The following is a 20233-nucleotide window of genomic DNA, read 5'->3' as shown; positions in this document are numbered from 1 at the left end:
CACGACTCACGGATGCACAAGTGGAGCTGATCCCACCCGGGTGCCGACGGTCCGCGTGAGCGGACGACAGGTGCCGGGTCCTGGTCCGAGGACTGAGCGGCGTGCCGTTCGGTTCGACGTCGTGGCACGTCGCGACGTCATCGGAACCGGCCTCCGCCTGTGCTCAGCAGCGGAGGCCTTCTTCGTGTGCTCGAGGTCCCGACACGAGCACGAGGAGCAGCACATCAGCGAGCCCCGCATCAACGATCGGATCCGCGTCGCCGAGGTCCGCCTGGTCGGCCCCAACGGCGAGCAGGTCGGCATCGTCCGCGTGGAGGACGCCCTGCGGCTGGCGCAGGAGGCCGACCTCGACCTGGTCGAGGTCGCCCCCGACGCCCGGCCCCCGGTCTGCAAGCTCATGGACTTCGGCAAGTTCAAGTACGAGGCCGACATGAAGGCCCGGGAGGCCCGGCGCAACCAGGCCAACACGGTCCTCAAGGAGATCCGTTTCCGGCTCAAGATCGACCCGCACGACTACGGCACCAAGAAGGGCCACGTCGAGCGCTTCCTGCGTGCCGGGGACAAGGTCAAGGTCATGATCATGTTCCGCGGGCGCGAGCAGTCCAGGCCCGAGATGGGCGTGCGGCTGCTCCAGCGTCTCGCCGACGACGTCGCCGAGCTCGGCTTCATCGAGAGCATGCCCAAGCAGGACGGCCGAAACATGATCATGGTGCTCGGCCCGACCAAGAAGAAGGCCGACGCCAAGAGCGAGCAGCGCCGCAAGGCCCAGGAGAGCGCGCCCGACGCGCCCGCCGACGCCCCGGCCGAGCAGCCCGCCCCGGTTGAGGCCGCCAAGAGCACCGGGCCGACGCCGAGCGCGTAGACCCGTACCTGTGTGCGGACCCACCGGTCCGCACCACGCCCGTGTCGCCCCCGCTCCGGGGTGACCTGATGGAAGAGAGCACACCAGTGCCGAAGAACAAGACGCACAGTGGTGCGAAGAAGCGGTTCCGGATCACCGGCACCGGCAAGCTCATGCGCGAGCAGGCCGGCATGCGCCACCTCCTGGAGCACAAGTCCAGCCGTCGTACCCGTCGCCTCTCCTCGGACCAGGTGGTCTCGCCTGCCGACACGCCCAAGATCAAGAAGCTGCTCGGCAAGTGAGGACCGCGGCGCGCCCGTCGCGCCCTGTCCCCACCTGTGAGCCCCGAAACGCAAGGAGCATCACGTGGCACGCGTGAAGCGGGCGGTCAACGCCCACAAGAAGCGTCGTACAACTCTCGAGCGCGCGAGCGGTTACCGCGGTCAGCGCTCGCGTCTCTACCGCAAGGCGAAGGAGCAGGTCACCCACTCCCTCGTCTACGCCTACCGCGACCGCAAGGCGCGCAAGGGCGACTTCCGTCGGCTCTGGATCCAGCGGATCAACGCTGCGTCCCGTGCGAACGGGATGACCTACAACCGCCTGATCCAGGGTCTCAAGGCCGCTGGCGTCGAGGTCGACCGTCGTGTCCTGGCGGACATGGCCGTCAACGACCCCGCGGCCTTCGCCACGCTGGTCGGCGTCGCCAAGGCCGCGCTGCCGGCCGACGTGAACGCAGCCAGCGCTCCCGCAGCCTGACCTGAGCACCCCGGACGCCCGGACCGTGCCCGAGCTGACCAACCCCCGCGCCGAGCGGGTCAAGGCAGTTCGTGCACTGTCCGGGCGTTCTGTGCGTGCGCGGACCGGGCGCTTCCTCGCCGAGGGCCCGCAGGCCGTCCGCGAGGCCGTCCGGGAACGCGACCTGCGCGTGCGTGACCTGTACGTGACGGCCGAGTCCGAGGCGCGTCACCCCGAGATCGTCGAGACAGCACGGTCGCGCGGCGTGCGCGTCCACCGGGGCACCCCGGAGGTGCTCGCCGCGATGAGTCCGGATGCCCAGCAGGTCGTCGCCGTGGTCGACATCAGACCCCCCGATCTCGCCGCGGTGCTCTCGACGGCACCCCGCCTGGTCGCGATCCTCGCCCACGTGCGCGACCCGGGGAACGCGGGTGCGGTGATCCGTGCGGCCGATGCCGCGGGAGCTGACGCCGTGCTCCTCACCGTGGAGAGCGTCGACGTCCACAACCCCAAGGTGGTGCGCTCGACAGCCGGTTCGCTGTTCCACCTGCCGGTGGTGACCGGGCTCTCGCTGCCGGGGGCCCTGGACGCGGTGCGCTCAGCGGGGCTGGCCGTGCTCGCGGCCGACGGGACCGGCGAGCACGATCTCGACGACCTGCTGGACCGGGCGGGGACCGATGGGTCCGGTGCCCCGGACGGCCCCGACCTCTCCCGACCCACCGCATGGGTCTTCGGCAACGAGGCGTGGGGGCTGACCGCACCGCACCGCTCGTTGGCGGACGCCGTCGTGCGGGTGCCGATCCGGGGTCGGGCCGAGTCGCTCAACCTCGCGACCGCCGCCACGGTGTGCTTGTACGCGAGCTCGCGGGCCCAGCGCTGAGCCCGTGCCCAGGAGCATCCTGGTCCGATGAGACTCTTCGCCGCGGTGCTGCCGCCCCCGGTGGTCCTCGACCACCTCGAGCGGAGTCTCGAGGTCGCGCGGGCGACGCACCCTGACCTCGGCGCGTGGGGATCGCTGCGCTGGACACCTCCGCAGGGGCGCCACCTCACGCTCGCGTTCTTCGGCAGCACCCCGCAGGGCTACCTCCCCGACCTCTGCGAAGGGCTCACGGCCGTGGCGGACGGGACGCCACGCCTCTCGCTCGCCCTGCACGGTGCGGGCCTGTTCGACCGGCGGACCCTCTGGGTGGGATGCACAGGGGACACCGAGGGGCTCAGCGGCCTGATGGGCCGTGTGACGGGCGTCGGTGAGGCGCTGCTCGGCCACGTCGACCCGCGCGTGCGGTCTCGAGCGCACCTGACGGTCGCCCGGGTGCGCAGCCGGGCCAGGCCCGCCGTTCGGCCCCGGCTCGGTCGAACGGCACCCGCGTCGGACGGGATCGCCGATCTCGCACGGGCGCTCGCCGTGTACACCGGGCCGTCCTGGGTGGTCGACACCATCGCGCTGATCGCCTCGGAGCCCGGAGCCGGCCCCGGCGGACACCCGGTGCACGAGGTGCTGCACCGTCTCCCGCTGCGCGCTGTGGCAGGATGACGCCCATGTCGCAGAGCCCCCACGCGAGGGATCGCCGATTTACCAGGCCCGCAGGTGGGCTGGGCGGCTGACGCCGCGCGCGGGGGAGCCGTGTCGCCGGCCGGTCCGCGACACCCCACCTCGGGCCCTGTGCGTCCGTCGGCCGTGAGGCCGCACCCACCACCCGCCCGGGAAGGCCCTGATGACTGACACGACCACGCTCTCTCCGCTCGACGAGGACGGTGTCGCGGCCGCCGTCCAGGCAGCGCTTGCGGCCTTCGCCGCCGCCACGGACCTCGACGAACTCAAGGAGGCCCGGCTCGCCCACGTGGGTGACCGGAGCCCGATCGCGCTGGCCAACCGCGCCATCGGAGGGCTCGACGCCGCGGACAAGGCGGTGGCGGGGAAGCGACTGGGGGCGGCCCGTGCGCAGGTCGGTCGTGCGTTGGCCGAGCGCGAGACCGTGCTCGAGGCCGAGCGCGACGCCCGAGTGCTGGTCGAGGAGGCCCTGGACGTCACGCTGCCGGCGGATCGCGCTCCCCAGGGTGCTCGCCACCCGCTCGAGATGCTCCAGGAGCGGATCGGCGACGTCTTCGTGGCGATGGGGTGGGAGATCGCCGAAGGCCCCGAGCTCGAGGCCGAGTGGTTCAACTTCGACGCGCTCAACTTCGGGGTCGACCACCCCGCGCGGCAGATGCAGGACACCTTCTTCGTCGCCGACCCCGCGCAGGGCTCCGGGCCCGGGGGGCAGGAGACGTCGTCGGGCCTCGTCCTGCGCACGCACACCTCACCGGTGCAGGCGCGCAGCCTGATCGAACGTGACCTGCCCGTGTACATCGTCTGCCCCGGCAAGACCTTCCGGACCGACGAGCTCGACGCCACGCACACCCCGGTCTTCCACCAGGTCGAGGGGCTGGCTGTCGACAAGGGCCTGACGATGGCTCACCTCAAGGGCACGCTCGACCACTTCGCCCAGGCGGTCTTCGGTCCGCAGGCCCGCACGCGGCTGCGTCCCTCCTTCTTCCCGTTCACCGAGCCCAGCGCCGAGATGGACCTGTGGTTCCCGCAGAAGAAGGGCGGCGCGGGCTGGATCGAGTGGGGAGGGTGCGGAATGGTCAACCCCCGGGTGCTCCGCGCGTGCGGGGTCGACCCCGAGGTGTACTCGGGCTTCGCCTTCGGGATGGGCATCGAGCGCACGTTGATGCTGCGTCACGGTATCGCTGACATGCACGACATGGTGGAGGGCGACGTCCGCTTCTCCCTGCAGTTCGGGACGGAGATCTGATGCCGCGCATCCCCCTCGGCTGGTTGGCCGAGCACACGACGCTCCCGCTGGGCACCACGGCCGAGCAGCTCGCGGCTGACCTGGTCCGCGTCGGGCTCGAGGAGGAGGCCGTCCACCCGGCCGCGGTGACCGGTCCGCTGGTCGTCGGCGAGGTGGTCGAGCTCTCGGCCGAGCCGCAGAAGAACGGCAAGACCATCAACTGGTGCCTGGTGGACGTCGGCTCGCACAACGAGGCCACCGACGGTGGCGGCTCGCGGCCGCGTGGCATCGTCTGCGGGGCGCACAACTTCGCCGTCGGCGACCGCGTCGTGGTGGCGCTGCCCGGTGCGGTGCTGCCCGGACCGTTCCCGATCGCCGCCCGCAAGACCTACGGGCACGTCTCGGACGGGATGATCTGCTCGGCCCGCGAGCTGGGGCTGGGAGAGGACCACGAGGGCATCATCGTGCTGTCGCGGCTGGGTCTGGACGCGACCCCCGGCACGGACGCCCGCGAGCTCCTCGGCCTCGGCGAGGAGGTCCTGGAGATCAACGTCACCCCCGACCGCGGGTACTGCTTCTCGCTGCGCGGGGTCGCGCGGGAGTACAGCCACGCGACGGGCAGCCCGTTCGTCGACCGCGGGCTCGAGGGCCCGCACGACGGTCCGGTCGCCGACGGGGTCGAGGGCACCTTCGGTGTCGAGCTGGCCGACGACGCGCCGGTGCACGGCGTGCCCGGGTGCGACCGGTTCGTGGCGCAGGTGGTGCGGGGGGTGGCCGCGTCCGGCCCGTCCCCGGCGTGGATGCAGCGCAGGCTCACCCAGGCCGGGATGCGTCCGATCTCGCTCGCGGTCGACGTCACCAACTACGTGATGCTCGATCTGGGTCAGCCGCTGCACGCCTACGACCTCGCCAGGCTCGCCGCACCGATCGTCGTGCGCCGGGCCGCCCCCGGCGAGTCGCTCACGACCCTGGACGGTGCCGTCCGCGCACTCGACGCCGAGGACCTGCTGATCACCGACTCGACCGGTGGTGCGCGCGGCGGACGCGTCCTCGGGCTCGCCGGTGTGATGGGTGGGGCCGACTCGGAGGTGGGCGACGGCACCACCGACCTGCTGGTCGAGGCCGCGCACTTCGACCCGGTCACGGTGGCCCGCACGGCACGACGGCACCGCGTGCCGAGCGAGGCGGCCAAGCGTTTCGAGCGCGGGGTCGACCCCCGGCTCCCGCGGGTCGCGGTGCGACGGGTCGTCGAGCTGCTGGTCGAGCACGGTGGCGGGACTCCCGACAGCGTTCTGACCGACGTCGACCGCACGTCACCGGCCCCGTCGATCCCGCTCGCGGTCGACCTGCCGGCCCGGCTGGTCGGTGTGGGCTACACCCCGACCGAGGTCCGCCAGACGCTCGAGGAGATCGGCTGCGTCGTCTCGGACGAGGTGCCGTCGCGCGACGGGCGCTCGGCCACGGTGCAGGTCCAGCCACCGAGCTGGCGACCCGATCTCACGGTGCCGGTCGACCTCGTCGAGGAGGTCGCACGGCTGCGCGGCTACGAGGCGATCCCCTCGGTGCTCCCGGTCGCGCCGGCAGGTCGGGGTCTGACGGCCGAGCAGCGCGCACGACGCGCAGTGGCCCGCTCGCTCGCCGAGCACGGCCTGGTCGAGGTGCTCAGCTACCCGTTCGTGGGCGAGCACCAGCACGACGAGCTGGGCCTGCCGGCCGGGGACGAGCGCCGTCGGGCGGTCCGACTGCTGAACCCGATGTCGCACGAGCAGCCGCTGATGCGCACCTCGCTGCTGGTGACCCTGCTCGACACGGTTCGCCGCAACGTCGCTCGGGGTACGACCGACCTGGCCGTCTTCGAGATGGGGCTGGTGACACGCCCGGTGGACGGCGCCCCGTCGGCCCCGCGCCTGGCCGGTGGGGTGCTGCCGTCTCCCGAGGACCTGGCCCGGCTGGACGCGGCGGTGCCTGCGCAGCCGCGCCGGGTCGCGGGGGTGCTCGCCGGTCTGCGTGAGCCCGCCGGGTGGTGGGGAGCAGGACGCCGTGCCGACCACACGGACGCGATCGGCGCGGCGCTGAGGGTGGCCACGACCCTGGGCGTCGAGCTCGGTGTGGTGGCCGATGCGGGCCACGCGCCGTGGCACCCGGGCCGTACGGCGAGGCTCGAGCTCCTTGACGGCTCCCTGGTCGGGCACGCGGGTGAGCTCCACCCGGGTGTGGTGGCGACGTTGGGTCTGCCGGCCCGGACGGTGGCCTTCGAGATCGACCTTGACCTGCTGGTGGGTGCAGCACCCGACGGACCCGTGCAGGCGACCCCGGTCTCGACGTTCCCGGTGGCCAAGGAGGACATCGCCCTGGTCGTGGACATGGCAGTCCCGGCCGCTGCCGTGCTCGACGCCGTCCGGGTCGGTGCCTCGTCCTCGGTCGCCGGCGACATCGTCGAGGAGCTCCGGCTCTTCGACGTCTACTCCGGGACGCAGGTCGGGGAGGGCAAGAAGTCGTTGGCGTTCTCGTTGAGGCTGCGGGCACCTGACCGGACCCTCACCTCGGTGGAGGCTGCCGGGGTGCGCGAGGCCGCGCTCGCCGAGGCGAACCGTCAGGTGGGCGCGGTGCTGCGCAGCTGAGGTCGCTCAGGGTCGCCAGGCCAGCAGAGCCACGCGGACGGTCCCGCCGCTGGTGGTCTGCTCGCCGACCTGCTCGAAGCCCAGCCGGCGGTGGAAGGCGAGCGAGCCGGGGTTGGGCGGCTCGAGGTTGACCTCGCACGTCACCTCGGGCAGCCCGCGCTCGGTGGCTCTCCGGGCGACCGCGGCGTAGAGGGCGCGACCGATCCCTCGTCCGTGGTGCTGGGGCGACACCACGATCCGGTCGACGTAGAGGGAGCCCGGGCGATGCGTGCTGAACCACCGGTAGTTCTCGCTGGCGTAGGGCTCGCCGGGGCCGACGGCCAGGAGGAAGCCGGCGATCTCCCCTGCCCCGTCGTCGGCGACGAGGGCAAGGTCGCACCGCGGGAGGTGCACGCGCAGGCCCTCGACGCCCAGGGCGTTGACCGCGGGGACAGCCGCGTCGTTGAGGTGGGCGAGGGCGTCGAGGTCGGCCGACGACACGGGGCGCAGGGGAGCTGCCCCGGGGTGGCCTGCGGTCGACGCGGTCACGGGAGGAGCAGGAGCTTGCCGGTGGTCTCGCGGCTCTCGAGCGCGCGGTGCGCCTCGGCGGCGAGGGCCAGCGGGTACGTCGCGCCGACGTGGACCGACAGGCTCCCGTCGACGACGGCGCCGAACACGTCCCCGGTCCGCCGGGCCAGCTCGTCGGGCGTCACGACGTGGTCACCGAGCTTGGGACGGGTCAGGAACACCGATCCGGCGCTGTTGAGGCGTTGTGGGTCGATCGGCGGGACCTGGCCCGAGGCGCCGCCGAACAGGGCGAGGCCGCCCCGGCGACGCAGCGAGGCCAGCGAGGCGTCGAAGGTGGTGCGTCCGACCCCGTCGAACACCGTGTGCACCCCGTGGCCGTCCGTCAGCGCCCTCACCGCGCGCGGCAGCTCGAGGGTCAGGTCTTCCATCTGGTCGTAGCGGATGGTCGCGTCGGCTCCGGCGGCACGGGACAGCTCGGCCTTCTCGGTGGTCGACACGGTGGTCAGGACGCGTGCGCCGCGGGCCACCGCCAGCTGGGTGAGCAGCAGCCCGACACCACCTGCGCCGGCGTGCACCAGCACGACCTGGCCGGCGAGCACCGGGAACGTCGAGTCGACCAGGTAGTGCGCGGTGAGGCCCTGGAGCATCAGCGCCGCGGCCTGGGTGCTCTCCACCTCGTCGGGGACCGCGACGGCGGTGTCTTCGTTGACGGTGACCTGGTCCGCGTAGCTCCCTGAGGCTCCGTCGCACCAGGCGACACGGTCGCCGACACGGTGCCGGGTGACCGCCGCGCCGACCGCGGTCACGGTGCCAGCGCCCTCGCTGCCCACCACGTGCGGGAACTCCATCGGGTAGACGCCCGCCCGTCGGTAGGTGTCGATGAAGTTGACGCCTGCCGCGGCTACGCTGACGAGCAGCTCGTGCGGGCCGGGGGACGGGTCGGGCAGGTCGACCAGGGTCAGGACGTCAGGGCCGCCGGCGGTGACGGCGTGGATCGCTCGCATGGGTCGAACCTACCTGGGGTCCCGGCCGCAGACATCAGCAAGATGCATACTTCTGCGTATCGGTGTATGTTCATGCGCATGACTGTGAGAGTCGCCGTGTCCGGCGCGAGCGGGTATGCCGGGGGAGAGGTGCTGCGACTGCTCGCCGCGCATCCCCAGGTCCAGATCGGTGCGGTGACCGCGCACTCCACGGCCGGCTCCCGGCTGGGCGCGCACCAGCCCCACCTGCGGTCGCTCGCCGACCTCGAGATCCTCGAGACCACCGCGCAGAACCTCGCCGGGCACGACGTCGTCGTCCTCGCGCTGCCGCACGGCGCCTCCGCAGCCGTCGCGGCCGAGCTCGGCGAGGACGTCCTGGTGCTGGACTGCGGCGCGGACCACCGGTTGACCGACCCCCAGGCGTGGACCGACTTCTACGGCTCCCCGCACGCGGGGACCTGGCCCTACGGCCTGCCCGAGCTGATCCTCGACCGCGGGGCACGCCGTCAGAGGGACCTGCTCGCCGGTACCCGCCGGGTCGCCGTCCCCGGCTGCAACGTCACGGCCGTGACCCTGGGCATCCAGCCCGGCATCGCCACCGGGGTGGTCGAGGCGCAGGACCTCGTGGCCGTGCTGGCCGTCGGCTACTCGGGCGCAGGAAAGGTCGCCAAGACCCACCTGCTCGCCTCCGAGGGTCTCGGCTCGGCCGTGCCGTACGCGGTCGGCGGGACCCACCGCCACGTCCCGGAGATCGAGCAGAACCTGCGCGCCGTCGGCGCCGAGCGGGTGAGTCTGTCCTTCACCCCGACGCTGGTGCCGATGTCGCGCGGGATCCTGGCGACCACCACTGCGCGTCTGCGTCACGGCGTCGACGCGGCGTCGGTCCGGCGGGCCTGGGAGGACGCCTACGACGACGAGCCCTTCGTCCACCTGCTGCCCCCGGGGCAGTGGCCGACGACCGCGGCCACCACCGCGTCCAACACCGCCCTGGTGCAGGTCGCCGTCGACGAGCGGGCCGGACGGGTCGTGACCGTGACCGCCCTGGACAACCTGGTCAAGGGCACCGCGGGTGCCGCCGTCCAGTCGATGAACCTCGCCCTGGGCCTGTCCGAGACCCTCGGCCTCCCCGTCGAAGGAGTCGCTCCGTGAGCATCACCTCACCCGCCGGGTTCCGTGCCTCAGGGGTCGCCGCGGGGCTCAAGGCCTCGGGCGGGCCCGACGTCGCCCTCGTCGTCAACGACGGACCGTTGCACGTCGGCGCCGCCGTCTTCACCACCAACCGCGTCGTCGGCGCACCGGTGGTCTGGTCGCGTCAGGTCGTGACCGACGGCGTCGTCCACGCGGTCGTCCTCAACAGCGGTGGGGCGAACGTCTGCACGGGACCTGAGGGGTTCACGGACGTCCACCGGACCGCCGAGCTGGTCGGGGAGCTGCTCGAGGTGTCGGCGGGTGACGTCGTCGTGTGCTCGACCGGGCTGATCGGTGAGCGGCTGCCCACCGAGAAGCTGCTGGCCGGGGTGAGCGAGGCCGCCGGTGCGCTGAGCCCCGACGGCGGGGACGACGCGTCCCGCGCGATCATGACGACGGACTCGGTCCCCAAGACCGTCCACGTCGCGCGCGGAGCCCACGGCGCCCCGGGCTGGTCGGTGGGTGGCATGGCCAAGGGGGCCGGGATGCTCGCTCCCGGTATGGCCACGATGCTCAGCGTCCTGACCACCGACGCCGTGACGGACGCAGCGACCGCGGACGCCGCGCTCCGTGCCGCGACCGGGGTCACGTTCGACCGGGTCGACTCCGACGGGTGCATGTCGACCTCCGACACCGTGACCCTGCTGGTCTCCGGCGCGAGTGGCGTCGAGGTCGGGCTCGCCGAGCTCACCGAGGCGCTCACCGAGGCGTGCGCGGTGCTCGCCCGTGGACTGGTCGCCGACGCCGAGGGCGCGACGCACGACATCGCTGTCACCGTCGTCCGGGCCGAGACGACGTCGGCAGCGGTGGCCGTGGCCCGCGCGGTCACCCGTTCCAACCTCTTCAAGGCGGCGATGTACGGCAATGACCCGAACTGGGGTCGGGTCCTGGCGCAGGTCGGCACGGTCCCGGTCGAGGTCGCCGCCTACGACCCGGACCTGCTGGACGTGACCATCAACGGTGTCCAGGTGTGCCGTGCCGGTGGCCTGGGCGAACCGCGCGAGCTGCTCGACCTGGCCGCGTCGCGCGAGATCCACGTCGAGGTCGACCTGCACGCGGGGCAGTCCACGGCGACGGTGTGGACCAACGATCTCACCCACGACTACGTCCACGAGAACAGCGCGTACTCCACATGAGACCGACGGAGCAGACCATGACCGACCCGGTCGCCGACCTCGCACCCGAGCACAAGGCCGCCGTCCTGATCGAGGCGATGCCCTGGCTCGAGCGGTTCCGGGGCGCGCTCTTCGTGGTCAAGTACGGCGGCAACGCCATGATCGACGACGATCTCAAGCGTGCCTTCGCCCAGGACATGGTCTTCCTGCGGCAGGTCGGTCTTCGCCCGGTCGTCGTGCACGGCGGAGGCCCGCAGATCTCGGCGATGCTCGAGCGCCTCGGGATCCCCAGCGAGTTCCGTGGAGGGTTGCGGGTCACCACCCCCGAGAGCATGGACGTCGTCCGGATGGTGCTCACCGGTCAGGTCTCGCGTGAGCTGGTCGGCCTGCTCAACGCGCACGGCCCCTACGCGGTGGGCCTGTCCGGCGAGGACGGCGGCCTGTTCGGAGCACGCCGGCGCAAGGCGACGGTCGCCGGTGAGCTGGTCGACGTCGGTCAGGTCGGTGACGTCGTCGAGGTCGACCCCCGCGCCGTCCAGGACCTGCTCGACGCCGGACGCATCCCGGTGGTCTCGACCGTCGCACCCGATGTCGACGACCCCACCCAGGTCCTCAACGTCAACGCCGACACGGCCGCCGCGGCCCTCGCGGTCGCGCTGGGCGCTGCCAAGCTGATCATCCTGACCGACGTCGAGGGGCTGTACACCAGCTGGCCCGACCGCTCCTCCTTGACCTCCGAGATCCGCAGCTCGCAGCTCGCCCGGCTGCTTCCCTCGCTCGAGTCGGGGATGGTCCCCAAGATGGAGGCCTGCCTGCGCGCCGTCAGGGGCGGCGTGCCGCAGGCGCACGTCGTGGACGGCCGCCAGGCGCACTGCGTGCTGATGGAGGTCTTCACCGAGCGGGGTGTCGGCACCATGGTGCTGCCCGACGACCTGCGGACCGGTTCCGCGCCCGCCGTCCCGGTGGTGGCGGCGACTCCTCCGGTCGTCGCCGAGCCCGGTGTCCCGACCGTCCCGCCGAGCCACCTGGGTGATGCGCTGTGAACGACCTCGAGCCCGCAACCGGGACCACGGACCTCGCCGGCACGGGCGCGGCCTGGGGTGAGCGCTACTCCCACGCCCTGATGAACACCTTCGGTGCACCGCGTCGCGTCCTGGTGCGCGGCGAGGGCCCCTACGTGTGGGACGCCGACGGTGAGCGCTACCTCGACCTCCTGGGCGGTATCGCGGTCAACGCCCTGGGTCACGCGCACCCGACGCTGACGGCGGCGATCTCGGCCCAGCTCGGCACCCTGGGGCACGTCTCGAACTTCTTCGCCACGCCCGTGCAGATCGCGCTGGCCGAGCGGCTGCTCGACCTGGCGGGGGCCACCCGGCGACCAGGTTCGCGGGTGTTCTTCACCAGCTCGGGCACCGAGGCCAACGAGGCCGCCTTCAAGATGGCGCGTCGCACGGGGCGCCCACGGATCCTCGCGCTCGAGGGTGCCTTCCACGGGCGCACCATGGGTGCCCTCGCGCTGACCCACAAGCCGGCGTACCGCGAGCCCTTCGAGCCACTCCCGGGCGGGGTCGAGTTCCTCGCGTTCGGTGACACGCGCGCGCTCGAGCAGGCGATGGCCGACGACGTCGCTGCCCTCTTCCTCGAGGTGGTCCAGGGCGAGGCGGGTGTGCGGATGCTGCCTCCCGGGTACCTGGCGCGTGCTCGCGAGCTCGCCGACGAGCACGGTGTCCTGCTGGTCCTGGACGAGGTCCAGACCGGGGTGGGCCGGACCGGTGCCTGGTTCGCCCATCAGCACCCTGACCTGGGTGGTGGCGTCCTGCCCGACGTCATGACCGTCGCCAAGGGCCTGGGCGGCGGCTTCCCGATCGGCGCGGTGATCGCCTACGGCGAGCGCAGCGCGACGTTGCTCGGCACGGGTCAGCACGGCACGACCTTCGGGGGCAACCCCGTGGCGGCCGCCGCCGCCCTGGCGACTCTCGGGGTGATCGAGCGCGACGGCCTGCTCGACCACGTCCGTGAGCTCGGCTCGCGGCTCTCGACCGCGCTCGCGGGCGCGGGTCCGCTGGTCCGCGAGGTGCGGTCGGCCGGCCTGCTGGTGGCCGTCGAGCTGGTGGCCCCGGTCGCGGCCGTGGTCTCCGAGCGCGCCCTGTCGGCCGGCTTCATCGTGAACCCGGTGACACCCACGGCGCTGCGTCTGGCACCTCCGCTGGTGCTCACCTGGGACCAGGTGAGCGGTTTCGTGGACTTCCTGGCCGGGCTCCCGGCCGATCCGGCAGAGCTCGAACCGGGGGAGGGCTCCTGATGGTCCGGCACTTCCTGCGGGACGACGACCTCTCCTCTGCCGAGCAGCGCGAGGTCCTCGAGCTCGGACTGGCACTGCGAGGGGCACGTTTCGCGTCGCGCCCCCTCGAGGGCCCGCGAACGGTCGCGGTGCTCTTCGACAAGCACTCGACGCGGACCCGGGTCTCCTTCTCGGTCGGCATCGCCGAGCTCGGCGGCTACCCGTTGGTGATCGACTCGGGCTCGAGCCAGCTGGGTCGGGGCGAGCCGGTCGCCGACACCGCCCGGGTGCTGGACCGGCAGTGCGCCGCCATCGTCTGGCGCACCTTCGGCCAGGACCGGCTCGAGGAGATGGCCGCGGCCTCGTCGGTCCCGGTCGTCAACGCCCTGACCGACTCGTTCCACCCGTGCCAGGTGCTTGCCGACCTGATGACGGTCGCTCAGCACACGCCCGGGGGGGTCGACGCCCTGCCCGGCCTGTCCCTGGCCTACCTGGGCGACGGCAGCAACAACATGGCGCACTCCTACCTGCTGGGCGGTGCGGTCGCCGGGATGCACGTGCGCGTCGCGACCCCGGCAGAGCGGATGCCCGACCCCGCGATCGTCGCCGACGCCCGTGAGGTGGCCGAGCGCACCGGGGGCTCGGTGACCGTCACCCAGGACGTCGCCGAAGCGGTGGACAGGGCGGACGTCCTGGCCACGGACACGTGGGTGTCGATGGGTGACGCCGCCACGGCCGCGGACGTGGAGATCTTCCGCCCGTTCCAGCTCGGGTCGACGGCTCTCGCGCACGCGTCGCCCCAGGCTCTCGTGCTGCACTGCCTGCCCGCCTACCGCGGTCAGGAGATCACCGCCGAGGTGATCGACGGGCCGCAGTCGGTGGTCTTCGACGAGGCCGAGAACCGGCTGCACGCGCAGAAGGCGCTGCTCACCTGGCTCCTGGAGCACTCATGACCCCGCAGCCCACCTCGGGCGCCGCGGGCGGCCCGACGTCGCCCGTGCCCACCACCAAGGCAGCTCGGCACGCACGGATCGCCCAGCTGCTGAGCCGTGAGCCGGTGCACTCTCAGGCCCAGCTCGCCGCGGTGCTCGCCTCCGAGGGTCTTCATGTGACCCAGGCGACCCTCTCGCGTGATCTGGTCGAGCTTCGCGCCGAGAAGATCCGGGCGGCGGACGGGACGCAGGCCTACGCCGTTCCTGCCGAAGGGGCCGACCGTCGGCCCCAGGCCGCGATCGACACCGAGCAGCTCGCGGCGAGGCTCGCCCGTCTGTGTGCCGAGCTGCTGGTGACCGCGGAGGCCTCGGGCAACCTCGTGGTGCTGCGGACGCCACCGGGAGCCGCCCAGTTCCTGGCCTCGGCCATCGACCACTCCATCCTGCCCGCGGTGCTCGGGACCATCGCGGGCGACGACACCGTCCTGGTGATCTCCCGTGAGGTCGAGGGCGGGGAGTCCGTCGCCCGCCGGTTCCTCGAGCTCGCCACCGACGGCACCTGACCGCCTGACCGCCCGACCTGCCAGACTTCCCTGATCCCTTGTCGAGAAAGAGAACCCTGATGACTGAACGCGTCGTGCTTGCCTACTCCGGCGGCCTGGACACCTCTGTGGGGATCGGCTGGATCGCCGAGGCCACCGGCGCCGAGGTGATCGCTGTGGCGGTCGACGTCGGCCAGGGAGGTGAGGACCTCGAGGTGATCCGCCGCCGCGCACTGGACTGCGGCGCGGTCGAGGCCTACGTCGCCGACGCCCGCGACGAGTTCGCGAACGAGTACTGCATGCCGGCCCTTCGGGCCAACGCGATGTACCTCGACAGGTACCCGCTGGTCTCGGCGCTCTCGCGCCCGGTGATCGTCAAGCACCTGGTGCGTGCCGCACGCCAGTTCGGTGCGACCACCGTGGCCCATGGCTGCACCGGCAAGGGCAACGACCAGGTGCGTTTCGAGGTGGGCATCACCTCGCTCGCGCCCGACCTGACCTGCCTGGCACCGGTCCGCGACCTTGCGCTCACCCGGGACAAGGCGATCGAGTTCGCCCACCGGCACGCCCTGCCGATCGAGACCACCAAGCACAACCCGTTCTCGATCGACCAGAACGTCTGGGGCCGTGCGATCGAGACCGGCTTCCTCGAGGACATCTGGAACGGGCCGACCAAGGACGTCTACACCTACACCGACGACCCGACCTTCCCGCCGGTCGCCGACGAGGTCGTGATCGCCTTCGAGCAGGGGGTCCCTGTCGCCCTGGACGGGGTCCCGGTCACGCCGCTCGAGGCGATCCAGGAGCTCAACCGGCGTGCGGGCGCGCAGGGCGTGGGTCGGATCGACATCGTCGAGGACCGCCTGGTCGGCATCAAGTCGCGCGAGGTGTACGAGGCGCCCGGTGCGATCGCGCTGATCGCCGCCCACCAGGAGCTCGAGAACGTCACGGTCGAGCGGGAGCAGGCCCGGTTCAAGAAGGGCGTCGAGCAGCGCTGGAGCGAGCTCGTCTACGACGGCATGTGGTTCTCACCGCTCAAGCGGTCGCTCGACACCTTCATCGACGACACCCAGCGGTACGTCACGGGTGAGATCCGGATGGTCCTGCACGGTGGCCGCGCGACGGTCACGGGGCGTCGCAGCGAGCAGAGCCTGTACGACTTCAACCTGGCGACGTACGACACCGGGGACACCTTCGACCAGTCCCACGCCAAGGGCTTCATCGAGATCTACGGGCTCACCGCCAAGCTCGCAGCGGCTCGCGACGTGAAGTTCGGCAACGGTGTGGACCTGGGCGCCGTCGACCTCCCCGTCGCTGATGCCTGACCAGCACCCGGGGTCGCAGGGCGGGCCGGCGGCAGCCCGGGTGAGCCTGTGGGGCGGCCGGTTCACCGGCGGCCCTGCCGATGCGCTCGCGGCGCTGTCTGTCTCGACCCACTTCGACTGGCGTCTGGCAGGGCACGACGTGGCCGGCTCGGTCGCCCACGCGCGCGTGCTGCACGGCGCCGGTCTGCTCACCGACGACGAGCTCTCCGCCATGGTCGATGCGCTGCGCCGGCTCGGTGCGGACGTGGCGGGCGGGTCGTTCCGCCCCGACCCGGACGACGAGGACGTGCACACCGCGCTCGAGCGCGGCCTGATCGAGCGAGCCGGTCCCGAGCTGGGCGGCAAGCTGCGTGCAGGCCGTTCGCGCAACGACCAGATCGCCACCCTGGTGCGGATGTACCTGCGCGAGCAGGCACGCGTGGTCTCGGGTCTGCTGCTGGACGTCGTCGACGCGCTGATCGACCAGGCGGCGGCGCACCCAGACGCCTCGATGCCCGGACGCACGCACCTGCAGCACGCCCAGCCCGTGCTCCTGGCGCACCACCTGCTGGCCCACGCGTGGCCGATGCTGCGCGACGTCGACCGGTGGTGTGACTGGGACGCCCGGGCGGCTGCCTCGCCGTACGGCTCGGGCGCCCTGGCGGGATCGTCGCTGGGTCTCGATCCCGGTGCGGTCGCTGCCGAGCTGGGCTTCGCAGGCCCCGTCGAGAACTCGATCGACGGGACGGCGTCACGGGACGTGGTCGCCGAGTTCGCCTTCGTCGCGGCGATGACCGGTGTGGACCTGTCGCGGCTGGCCGAGGAGGTCATCCTGTGGGCCACCAAGGAGTTCGGTTTCGTCCGGCTGCACGACTCGTACTCGACCGGGTCGAGCATCATGCCGCAGAAGAAGAACCCTGACGTCGCCGAGCTCGCGCGCGGCAAGGCGGGGCGGCTGATCGGAGACCTGACAGGTCTGCTGACCACGCTCAAGGGGCTGCCCCTGGCGTACAACCGTGACCTGCAGGAGGACAAGGAGCCGGTGTTCGACCAGGTCGATACCCTCAGCGTGCTGCTCCCGGCCTTCGCCGGAATGGTCGCGACCCTCACCTTCGACACCGACCGCATGGCGTCGTTGGCCCCGCAGGGCTTCTCGTTGGCCACCGACATCGCCGAGTGGCTGGTCCGCCAGGGGGTGCCGTTCCGGGTCGCGCACGAGGTCGCGGGGTCGTGCGTGCGGGTCTGCGAGGACCGCGGCATCGAGCTCTGGGATCTCTCCGAGGCGGATCTGGTGGCGATCTCGCCCCACCTGACCCCGTCGGTGCGCGAGGTGCTGACGGTCGAGGGCTCCCTCGCGTCGCGGTCGGCCACCGGCGGGACCGCACCGGCCCGTGTGGCCGAGCAGCTCGAGCGGGCCCGTGCGCGGTCGGTCGAGCTCCGGGCGTGGACCACGGTGTGAGCCTCGGCGCACCGGGCCTGGCCCGGCTGGTGCGCGAGCGTGCTCCCCGGCTCGGCCCGGTGCGCCTGGTCTGCGTGGACGGGCCGGCGGGCGCGGGCAAGTCGACGCTCGCTGAGCGCCTCGGGCAGGACCTCGGGGCGACCGTGATCCACATGGACGACCTCTACGAGGGCTGGAGCGGTCTCGAGGGTGGGTGGGACCGTCTCGAGGAGCAGGTGCTGGCCCCCTTGGCCTCTGGCCGCCCAGCCCGGTACCAGCGGTACGACTGGGTCGAGGGCGCGTTCGCGGAGTGGCGCGACGTCCCGGTGCCCGAGCACCTCGTCGTCGAGGGATGTGGGAGCGCCCCTCGGGCGCTGGGGGACAGGGCGGTTCTCGTGGTGTGGGTCGAGGCGCCGTCGGAGCTGCGTCTGGCCAGGGGTGTGGCCCGCGACGGTGAGGAGATGCGTGCCGAGTGGTTGAGGTGGCGTGACCTGGAGGCGGCGCACTTCGCACGGGAGGGCACACGCGCGCGGGCCGATGTGGTCGTCGACGGCACGGCGGTGCTCGACCCGTGAGCCCTTCCCCGGCGCACGGTGCACTCCTTCGACGGGCGGACCTCGAGGGCCCCGTGCTCGCCGTGGCACCCAGGTTGCTCGGCACGCATCTGACCACTGTCCTGCGCGATGGCATCGTGACGGTTCGGGTCACCGAGGTCGAGGCCTACGACGGCGCCGAGGACCCGGGTTCGCACGCCTTCCGGGGTCGCACGGACCGCAACGCCGTCATGTTCGGCCCGGCGGGCCGGCTCTACGTGTACCGCCACCTGGGGCTGCACCACTGCGCGAACGTGGTCACCGGTCGGCCGGGAGGAGCCTCGGCCGTCCTGGTCCGTGCCGGTGAGGTGGTCGAGGGCAAGGACCTCGCGCGAGCCCGACGGACCCTGTCGGGGGTCGCCCGCACGGACGTCGACCTGGCACGGGGACCGGCGCGCCTCGCCGTCGCGCTGGGGATCGATCTCGCGCTCGGCGGTACGGACGTCCTGGACGCGGGCTCACCGGTGCACCTGACCGAGGGGACTGCACCAGCCACCTGGAGCATGGGCCCGCGGGTGGGTGTCGCGGGGCCGGGTGGCGACGCCGAGCGGTTCCCGTGGCGCTTCTGGTTGCCCCACGAGCCGACCGTGTCGGCTTACCGTCCGGGCAGGGCGGCGCGCCCAGACCGCGCGAGCGGCGCGTCTCGTGCGGCGAGGACGTCCCCGCGGGACGGCGCGGGCACGGCACACTAGGGGCGACCGACCCGAGAAGGAGCACACCGGTGCACATCCTGGACGACCTGCGGTGGCGTGGCCTGCTGGCCCAGACGACCGACGAGACGGCGCTGCGCGAGGCCTTCGACTCCGGGCCGGTGACCGTCTACTGCGGGTTCGACCCGACGGCCCCGAGCCTGCACCACGGTCACCTGGTCCAGCTGGTGCTGCTCCGGCACCTCCAGCAGGCGGGTCACCAGGTACTGACGCTGGTGGGTGGGGCCACAGGCCTGATCGGTGACCCGCGCATGTCGGGTGAGCGGGTGCTCAACACCAAGGACACCGTGCACGAGTGGGTCGAGCGTCTGCGCGCCCAGATCTCACGATTCCTCGACTTCGAGGGCCCGGGTGCGGCGCGGATGGTCAACAACCTCGACTGGACGGGCGAGCTCACGGCGATCGACTTCCTCCGGGAGATCGGCAAGCACTACCGCCTGGGGACGATGCTGGCCAAGGACACCGTGGCCCGCCGCCTCGCCAGCGACGAGGGGATCAGCTTCACGGAGTTCAGCTACCAGATCCTGCAGGGGATGGACTTCCTCGAGCTCAACCGTCGGTACGGCTGCACCCTGCAGACCGGTGGCAACGACCAGTGGGGCAACCTGCTCTCGGGGGTCGAGCTGATCCGCAAGAGCGAGCACCGCACGGTGCACGCCCTGACCACCCCGCTGATCACCAAGGCCGACGGCACCAAGTTCGGCAAGTCGGAAGGCGGAGCCATCTGGCTCGCTCCCGACATGATGACCCCGTACGCCTTCTTCCAGTTCTGGCTGAACACCGACGACGCCGATGTCGAGCGCTACCTGCGGATCTTCACCTTCCGTACGCGCGAGGAGATCGCAGAGCTCGCGGCCGCGGTCGCCGAGCGGCCGGCAGCCCGTGAGGCCCAACGCGCGTTGGCCCACGACGTCACCGCACTCGTCCACGGTTCGCAGGCTGCCGACAACGTCATCGAGGCCAGCCGTGCGCTGTTCGGTCGCGGTGACCTGGCTCAGCTCGATGCTGAGACGCTGGGCGCGGCCGTGGCCGAGCTACCCCGAGCCGCGGCTCGACCGGAGGGTGAGCTCGTGGTCGACCTGCTCGTGGCGTCCGGACTCGTCGCGGGGCGTGGTGCAGCGCGCCGCGCGGTGAACGAGGGCGGTGTCTCGATCAACAACGTGCGGGTCCTGGACGAGGACGCCGTCCTCGCCCCCGACCAGTACCTGCACGGCCGGTGGGCCCTCCTGCGTCGCGGCAAGAAGACGCTGGCGGTCGCCGAGCTCTCGTCCTAGGTGGCCGGGAGCCGCGAGCCCGGACCGTCTGGGCGGAGCCGGGGCACTCCGAGGCGCTGCACCTGGTGCCGTGACGCCCGTCACCAGTCAGCGAGTTGACGTCCCGGCAGGCGCTGCGTACTGTTCTCGACGTCGCCCAGCGCGGGAGGAACGGACAGCGAGTGAGAGCTCGCAGGCCGGTCCCGGAGGGCGAAACCCCTGGCAAGATCAACGGGCGCCGAGTGCGCCCCGTTGTCGTGCGGGGTCCTTCACAGGTACGGATCTGGCTGAGATCGAGTGGTCAGAACCGGGTGGTGGAGGGTGTAGTCTTGTGAAGTTGCCTCCGGACGGGCTTGATGGCCCGGATGGATGCGCGTTCGTTCTTTGAGAACTCAACAGCGTGCCAAAAGTCG

The 20233-nt window shown here is 72.2% G+C and carries 20 protein-coding genes; 18 read left to right on the top strand and 2 right to left on the bottom strand.

Annotation, left to right across the window (positions count from 1 at the left end):
• Positions 1-223: 223 nt before the first annotated feature.
• From infC to pheT, 7 genes are all read left to right on the top strand, one after another.
• Positions 224-862 carry a translation initiation factor IF-3 gene (gene infC / locus M1R94_RS03640; protein WP_249380595.1) on the top strand — a complete coding sequence of 213 codons (639 nt, stop codon included), beginning with the start codon at positions 224-226 and terminating at the stop codon, positions 860-862.
• Between the two features lie 86 nt (positions 863-948).
• Positions 949-1143 (top strand): 50S ribosomal protein L35, encoded by a 195-nt coding sequence (gene rpmI, locus M1R94_RS03635; RefSeq protein WP_249380594.1) that lies wholly within the window; start codon positions 949-951, stop codon positions 1141-1143.
• Between the two features lie 64 nt (positions 1144-1207).
• Positions 1208-1597 (top strand): 50S ribosomal protein L20, encoded by a 390-nt coding sequence (rplT, locus tag M1R94_RS03630; RefSeq protein WP_249380310.1) that lies wholly within the window; start codon positions 1208-1210, stop codon positions 1595-1597.
• A 25-nt stretch (positions 1598-1622) separates the two neighbouring features.
• Entirely contained in the window at positions 1623-2456 is an 834-nt protein-coding gene (locus tag M1R94_RS03625; RefSeq protein WP_249380309.1) for a TrmH family RNA methyltransferase, read from the top strand.
• Between the two features lie 27 nt (positions 2457-2483).
• Positions 2484-3110 (top strand): RNA 2',3'-cyclic phosphodiesterase, encoded by a 627-nt coding sequence (thpR, locus tag M1R94_RS03620; protein ID WP_249380308.1) that lies wholly within the window; start codon positions 2484-2486, stop codon positions 3108-3110.
• 181 nt (positions 3111-3291) lie between these two features.
• Entirely contained in the window at positions 3292-4374 is a 1083-nt protein-coding gene (gene pheS / locus M1R94_RS03615) for a phenylalanine--tRNA ligase subunit alpha (RefSeq protein ID WP_249380307.1), read from the top strand.
• Positions 4374-6974 (top strand): phenylalanine--tRNA ligase subunit beta, encoded by a 2601-nt coding sequence (gene pheT, locus M1R94_RS03610; protein ID WP_249380306.1) that lies wholly within the window; start codon positions 4374-4376, stop codon positions 6972-6974. Before pheS ends, pheT begins: the two co-directional genes overlap by 1 nt.
• A 6-nt stretch (positions 6975-6980) precedes the next feature.
• Here pheT and M1R94_RS03605 read toward each other — a convergent pair whose 3' ends face one another.
• Together M1R94_RS03605 and M1R94_RS03600 are read right to left on the bottom strand one after the other, a co-directional pair.
• Positions 6981-7454: a GNAT family N-acetyltransferase gene (locus M1R94_RS03605; protein ID WP_249380305.1), complete on the bottom strand. Its 474-nt coding sequence runs from the start codon at positions 7452-7454 to the stop codon at positions 6981-6983.
• A 44-nt stretch (positions 7455-7498) separates the two neighbouring features.
• Positions 7499-8485 (bottom strand): quinone oxidoreductase family protein, encoded by a 987-nt coding sequence (locus tag M1R94_RS03600; protein WP_249380304.1) that lies wholly within the window; start codon positions 8483-8485, stop codon positions 7499-7501.
• Positions 8486-8557: 72 nt separating this feature from the next.
• Here M1R94_RS03600 and argC point away from each other — a divergent pair, with 72 nt between their 5' ends.
• From argC to tyrS, 11 genes are read left to right on the top strand one after another with little or no spacing between them, the layout of a single operon-like run.
• Positions 8558-9613 carry an N-acetyl-gamma-glutamyl-phosphate reductase gene (gene argC / locus M1R94_RS03595; protein ID WP_249380303.1) on the top strand — a complete coding sequence of 352 codons (1056 nt, stop codon included), beginning with the start codon at positions 8558-8560 and terminating at the stop codon, positions 9611-9613.
• Complete coding sequence (gene argJ / locus M1R94_RS03590; protein WP_249380302.1) at positions 9610-10788, top strand: bifunctional glutamate N-acetyltransferase/amino-acid acetyltransferase ArgJ; 1179 nt, start codon at positions 9610-9612, stop codon at positions 10786-10788. Before argC ends, argJ begins: the two co-directional genes overlap by 4 nt.
• 17 nt (positions 10789-10805) lie before the next feature.
• Complete coding sequence (gene argB / locus M1R94_RS03585) at positions 10806-11810, top strand: acetylglutamate kinase (RefSeq protein WP_249380301.1); 1005 nt, start codon at positions 10806-10808, stop codon at positions 11808-11810.
• Positions 11807-13069 (top strand): acetylornithine transaminase, encoded by a 1263-nt coding sequence (locus M1R94_RS03580; protein ID WP_249380300.1) that lies wholly within the window; start codon positions 11807-11809, stop codon positions 13067-13069. Before argB ends, M1R94_RS03580 begins: the two co-directional genes overlap by 4 nt.
• Complete coding sequence (argF, locus tag M1R94_RS03575; protein ID WP_249380299.1) at positions 13069-14001, top strand: ornithine carbamoyltransferase; 933 nt, start codon at positions 13069-13071, stop codon at positions 13999-14001. The genes M1R94_RS03580 and argF overlap by 1 nt, the downstream gene beginning before the upstream one ends.
• Positions 13998-14543, top strand: coding sequence for an arginine repressor (locus M1R94_RS03570; protein ID WP_249380298.1), 546 nt, complete (start codon positions 13998-14000; stop codon positions 14541-14543). The genes argF and M1R94_RS03570 overlap by 4 nt, the downstream gene beginning before the upstream one ends.
• A gap of 59 nt (positions 14544-14602) precedes the next feature.
• The gene (locus M1R94_RS03565) at positions 14603-15847 is read left to right on the top strand and encodes an argininosuccinate synthase (RefSeq protein WP_249380297.1); all 1245 of its coding nucleotides are present in this window, start codon (positions 14603-14605) and stop codon (positions 15845-15847) included.
• Entirely contained in the window at positions 15840-17285 is a 1446-nt protein-coding gene (argH, locus tag M1R94_RS03560) for an argininosuccinate lyase (RefSeq protein WP_249380296.1), read from the top strand. The genes M1R94_RS03565 and argH overlap by 8 nt, the downstream gene beginning before the upstream one ends.
• Positions 17282-17839 (top strand): uridine kinase family protein, encoded by a 558-nt coding sequence (locus tag M1R94_RS03555; protein ID WP_249380295.1) that lies wholly within the window; start codon positions 17282-17284, stop codon positions 17837-17839. Before argH ends, M1R94_RS03555 begins: the two co-directional genes overlap by 4 nt.
• Positions 17836-18549 carry a DNA-3-methyladenine glycosylase gene (locus M1R94_RS03550; protein ID WP_249380294.1) on the top strand — a complete coding sequence of 238 codons (714 nt, stop codon included), beginning with the start codon at positions 17836-17838 and terminating at the stop codon, positions 18547-18549. Before M1R94_RS03555 ends, M1R94_RS03550 begins: the two co-directional genes overlap by 4 nt.
• Before the next feature lie 29 nt (positions 18550-18578).
• Positions 18579-19841 carry a tyrosine--tRNA ligase gene (gene tyrS, locus M1R94_RS03545; RefSeq protein WP_249380293.1) on the top strand — a complete coding sequence of 421 codons (1263 nt, stop codon included), beginning with the start codon at positions 18579-18581 and terminating at the stop codon, positions 19839-19841.
• Positions 19842-20233: the final 392 nt, after the last annotated feature.

The organism is Actinotalea alkalitolerans (assembly GCF_023369855.1).
Taxonomy (GTDB): domain Bacteria; phylum Actinomycetota; class Actinomycetes; order Actinomycetales; family Cellulomonadaceae; genus Actinotalea.
The sequence above is the reverse complement of the archived record's forward strand: the minus strand, read 5'-3'. Positions and strand labels throughout refer to the sequence as shown.